This window comes from Sphingobacterium sp. IITKGP-BTPF85, assembly GCF_001006065.1.
Lineage (GTDB): Bacteria > Bacteroidota > Bacteroidia > Sphingobacteriales > Sphingobacteriaceae > Sphingobacterium > Sphingobacterium anhuiense.
Map to the genome: position 1 here is coordinate 1 of NZ_ASZT02000230.1, position 4355 is coordinate 4355.

Here is a 4355-nt window from a genome sequence, read left to right on the forward strand (position 1 = left end):
ATCCGAACGTTATCAACAACAATAGGATCAGCGCAGCTGAAAATGCTGATTGTGGCAATCGACTCACGAAACCCGCATGCACAACATCTCTGACACCTCCTTGCGTTTGATTTGAAAAGCATTTTAAGCGATTAGGCAGATTATTAATGCAAAACCACTCAGATACCCGGTAAAAGAAATTGGATCGCTTAAATCCTTTTATTTTGGATAAAGCGCTTTCCGTGTAGGGATCAAGTATGGATGAAGCATAGATAAAGCGTTGATAGTGCGTCAGTAGTGCGTAAACGGGTACCGTTTTACGCACTATCCATGCTTTACCAGTACTTAGCATACGCATTACGTACGCTTGAGCAACACATGAACAACCAAATTCCCGTACTTGCCTAGCACAAGCCAGTCCAAGCACTGCTAAACTACCATCTTCAGTAACTCTTTGGTAGCTCTCCAGTACATTCCCAGTACCTTTTTGGTACCATTTCAGTAGAGCATTGGTGAATAAACCGTACACTGACAGTACATCAAGAACGATTTTAGCAAGTACATTCTTCATGAAAATCAATAAAAAAGCAAAGCTATCGCTTCGGATCTTATTCGGACTTTCTTTTAACCTTCTTTTACTCTTGTAGTAAGTTTCCCCGCAACTGCACCACACTTGCACCGCAGTTGAACCGTCCTTTTCCTGGTGCAGGGACGGGAGAGGTACGGTGCACATACGGTGCATCGACGACAGGAGGTAAAACAAGGTCCGAAGCAGGTTAAAAGCAGGTATATAGCGGGTACCTCTCAGACAATGCCTCAATTTACTGTTTGCCACATCCAGTAAACTTCTACTAACTTTCTTTTCCTTTTCTTCACCCCTTTTTCTGCTTCCACTCAGGTTTTGCTCGACCGTGCTTCGACTTTTCATGCACTGTAGCCGATGAAATCCCGATGGCGAGTCGAAGCCCAGTCGCAAAACTTAGAAGTTGGTGTTAATTTGGTTAAGAAAAAATCAGAATTTATTAGCCTTCTCACTGTTTTAACTTTTGGTAGCTTATTCTCGGCTATTTCTGTGGTATTTTGTTGCTTATTTATTACCAATTCATTGCCGTTTGTCTGGTATTTCATTGCCGATTTATTACCGCTTGTTTGGTATTTAATTATCGACTCGTTGCCATTAACAGGCCCTTTCTTTGATAATTCTAGGCTTCTGCATAAGAGCTGCGTTACACCTTGCTTGCTTATTTTCTGCTGTTTCATTGCTAATTCTTTGCTTATTATTTGGTATTTCTCTGTTATTTCATTGTTCTTTCTTTGCTGAATCGGCAATGAAAGAACAAAGGAATGGCAATCCAGTCCCGAGTTAGGTATAACCTTATCCCCAACAATAAGGGAACCTTCACCCGAACTATATTGGCTTCCAAAAACAGCATTAGTTGCCTGTACAACATTATTAATTATTGCAATTTTAGCTACAGGATCTTCATATAATTCCTTCTGATTATCATACCTGTTTTTTATCTTATAAATAGGTTGGAAAATATCCTTCAAATAGGCATATACGTTCCCACCCCTAATAATATTTATCATTTTTTAAGGTTTATAATTTGATATTTACCTGATGGCAATAGACATCCGGGAGAGCATCTAAATGAAGCTAATCAAGAGACCGTAATCTCGCACTCAGGTATTAATAAAGTGATCGGAATCGAAAAGCGTTTTACGTCTTCGGGTAAATTTTCATAATGGTTATACAGTACGCTTTCATCGATGAGAAGTCATTTATAATGTCTTTACTTCAACAGGTTAAGGTGGCACTTTTGACTTTCGTATCATGATATATCTATTTGTTATTATTTTTTCTAAATTTTATGATCACTGTCTGCTGTTCATGCCAAATGAGTTCTACCGATTCGCTCTCCATAGTCATTATCGGTCGACTACCCTGTACGACAGAAAGTTTTTCTATCCTGACATCCAACTGAAAGTATTCGTTCAGATTATCGAATATATACTGCTGGTACTGTTCGACAGTGGAGTTTATCGGAACTGTAAACTCACAATCGTAGATAAACTTCCCCCCATAATAACAGCTTCTGCAGGGAATACACTTAGGCCGGTCGAGCCCCTGAATGATCACCTGCTCTTTCGGAAAATTACTTGGCAATCCAAGAGCAAATAGGTAACATTCATAAATAGCCATACTGACCAGATTTATCCGCAGCACGTTTTTACGTACGTTAACTGTGACAGAGACATAAGGACTTGTGTCGTTTTCCGCAGGTACGATTATCGAGTAATAATGCTCTTTTGGTCTATTTCCTATAATTGCGTTCGCCACCTTTGGCATTCGTCTTTTGGAACGCACTAGCACTGGATTTCTCGAGGTTGTTGTTGAAAAATTTGTTTTCATAATTGGCATTATATATCCGGACTAGTTTTAAATGAAGCGAAACAAACGTCCGTATGCTCGCACTATAGGACTAATAAAAAAATAAGGTTTGATCGGGTTTTAGCTAAGCCGGTTTGTAAGGGGCATACAAGGTTATTTAGTTGCTGCTACGTACTTCAAATTTTCATCATATGGCGTACTCTTCTGAAATACACAAGAGGTTAATATAATTTGTAAATTATTATTTTCACACATTGGCTTTATTTATTGGTTAGTACAAAGGAAATGTATTTGTTTTTAAAAAAAGAAAAAATAGGGTTGATTAATATTGCTTTTAGGTTGACTTTTATGTATATTTGTTTATAAACTAAAATTGCTTTAAATGGAAAAGAAAGTAAAAATCGGTCATAATATCAGCGTAATAAGGAATTTAAAAGGTATTAAACAAGAAGCTGTCGCGATGGAATTAGGAATTAGTCAACCAGAATACTCGCTTATCGAAAATTCTGATGATGTTGAGGAGAGCATTATTCGTCAAGTTGCACAAATATTGAATGTTACCCCTGATATAATTAAAGAATTTAACGAAAATCATGCTTTTTACAGTATCGAAAATAAAATAGATAATACAACCATTCACGAAAATGGACATGGAATACATCAAGTTTTCAGTCCCGTAGAGAAAGTTGTTGAACTTTACGAACGTCTATTAGATAGTGAAAGGGAAAAAATTGAAATACTTAAATCACAAATAAAAGATGTCGGAAATCATAACAAATAAGGTTAGCCTACATAGGGGTCGAAAGATTGAGCGTATTCGGAAATTACGGGGCTGGACTCAGTCATTATTAGCTGAGAAATTGGATGTTTCGAAACAAGCTATATCTAAACTGGAACAATCTGAAAATATTGGAGACGAGAAGTTAGCTGAAATTGCAATTGCTCTAGGCGTAACATTCGAAGGATTACGGGACTTCACTGAGGAAAAAGTATTATATAATACCAATAATTTTTACGAAAATTGCGGCGTCACCGCAACTAGTATAGCTGCAAATGTAGAAACTATTCAAAATCCTTTAAGGGAGACCATTGAGATGTTCGAAAAACAACTTGAATCTACCAGGAAAGAATTATTAGAAGTAATTAAGGAACGCATAACTTCGAAATAGTCAAATTCAATTGAGAATATTTCAAAGATTTATGAAGTAGTAAAAGAGAAAGGTGAATAAAAAATCAACCCTATATTGGACAATAAATAATTAATCAATTTCACACACAACATCATGAATTCAATTGAAGAGGCATTAGTTTTAAAAAATGAATTAGATAACCTTCGTCCTTTGACAAAGGAGCAAGAAGATGTGATCATGCAGAAATTCAGACTTGATTGGAATTATCATTCCAACAATCTGGAAGGTAATTCTCTAACTTATGGTGAAACTAAGGCTCTTCTACTTTATGGCATCACAGCCCAAGGTAAACCATTGAAAGATCATTTGAAATCACGGGACATGATGAAGCTATAAAATGGATTGAAGACCTAGTAAAAGGTGATTATCCTTTAACAGAAAATTTCATCCGTGAACTGCATACCTTGTTGCTCAAGTCTCCCTATGAAGTAAAAGCCATCACTGCTGATGGTCAACAAACTTCTAGAAGGATAGCTGTTGGGCAGTGGAAAACTGCACCAAACCATGTCCAAACAAGTACGGGTGAGATTTTTAGATTTGCGACTCCTGAGGAAACGCCAGCTAAAATGCACGACCTTATCACTTGGTATAGATCTCAAAGTGAAAAAGATGATGTCAATGCCCTAATTTTAGCTGCAGAATTTCATTATAGGTTTATCCGTATACATCCATTTGATGATGGTAATGGGCGTACCGCACGTATATTAATGAACTTTATATTGATGAAATTTGGCTATCCTCCAGTTATTATCAAGACCGACGATAAAAAGAATTATTTTTCTGCATTGCAACAG

The 4355-nt window shown here is 36.9% G+C and carries 7 protein-coding genes; 4 read left to right on the forward strand and 3 right to left on the reverse strand.

Annotated elements, in window-relative coordinates; genetic code table 11:
* The 3 genes from L950_RS24240 to L950_RS24250 all read right to left on the reverse strand — a co-directional run.
* On the reverse strand, window positions 1-907 hold a 907-nt coding region (locus tag L950_RS24240; RefSeq protein WP_037526552.1), incomplete at its 3' end, for a hypothetical protein.
* A complete protein-coding gene (locus L950_RS24245) occupies window positions 904-1569 on the reverse strand; it encodes a hypothetical protein (RefSeq protein WP_021190765.1) in 666 nt (221 codons plus the stop codon). The genes L950_RS24245 and L950_RS24240, both read right to left, overlap by 4 nt.
* Before the next feature lie 253 nt (window positions 1570-1822).
* On the reverse strand, window positions 1823-2392 hold the full coding sequence (locus L950_RS24250; RefSeq protein ID WP_156169852.1) for a hypothetical protein: 570 nt from the start codon (window positions 2390-2392) through the stop codon (window positions 1823-1825).
* A 361-nt stretch (window positions 2393-2753) separates the two neighbouring features.
* Between L950_RS24250 and L950_RS24255 the strand changes: the two genes are divergently transcribed.
* The 4 genes from L950_RS24255 to L950_RS31165 form a co-directional block, all read left to right on the forward strand.
* Window positions 2754-3152: a helix-turn-helix domain-containing protein gene (locus tag L950_RS24255; protein WP_021190767.1), complete on the forward strand. Its 399-nt coding sequence runs from the start codon at window positions 2754-2756 to the stop codon at window positions 3150-3152.
* On the forward strand, window positions 3130-3540 hold the full coding sequence (locus L950_RS24260; protein WP_021190768.1) for a helix-turn-helix domain-containing protein: 411 nt from the start codon (window positions 3130-3132) through the stop codon (window positions 3538-3540). Before L950_RS24255 ends, L950_RS24260 begins: the two co-directional genes overlap by 23 nt.
* 114 nt (window positions 3541-3654) lie before the next feature.
* A complete protein-coding gene (locus L950_RS31160; protein WP_197086679.1) occupies window positions 3655-3897 on the forward strand; it encodes a hypothetical protein in 243 nt (80 codons plus the stop codon).
* A gap of 5 nt (window positions 3898-3902) precedes the next feature.
* A partial coding sequence (locus L950_RS31165; protein WP_262507194.1) for a Fic family protein occupies window positions 3903-4355 on the forward strand: 453 nt, incomplete at its 3' end.

What these genes read in the sequence shown, in the direction of transcription:
- L950_RS24245 (WP_021190765.1), bottom strand. Translation starts at nt 1,569, where the DNA reads ATGATAAATATTATTAGGGGTGGGAACGTATATGCCTATTTGAAGGAT.
- L950_RS24250 (WP_156169852.1), bottom strand. Translation starts at nt 2,392, where the DNA reads ATGAAAACAAATTTTTCAACAACAACCTCGAGAAATCCAGTGCTAGTG.
- L950_RS24255 (WP_021190767.1), top strand. Translation starts at nt 2,754, where the DNA reads ATGGAAAAGAAAGTAAAAATCGGTCATAATATCAGCGTAATAAGGAAT.
- L950_RS24260 (WP_021190768.1), top strand. Translation starts at nt 3,130, where the DNA reads ATGTCGGAAATCATAACAAATAAGGTTAGCCTACATAGGGGTCGAAAG.
- L950_RS31160 (WP_197086679.1), top strand. Translation starts at nt 3,655, where the DNA reads ATGAATTCAATTGAAGAGGCATTAGTTTTAAAAAATGAATTAGATAAC.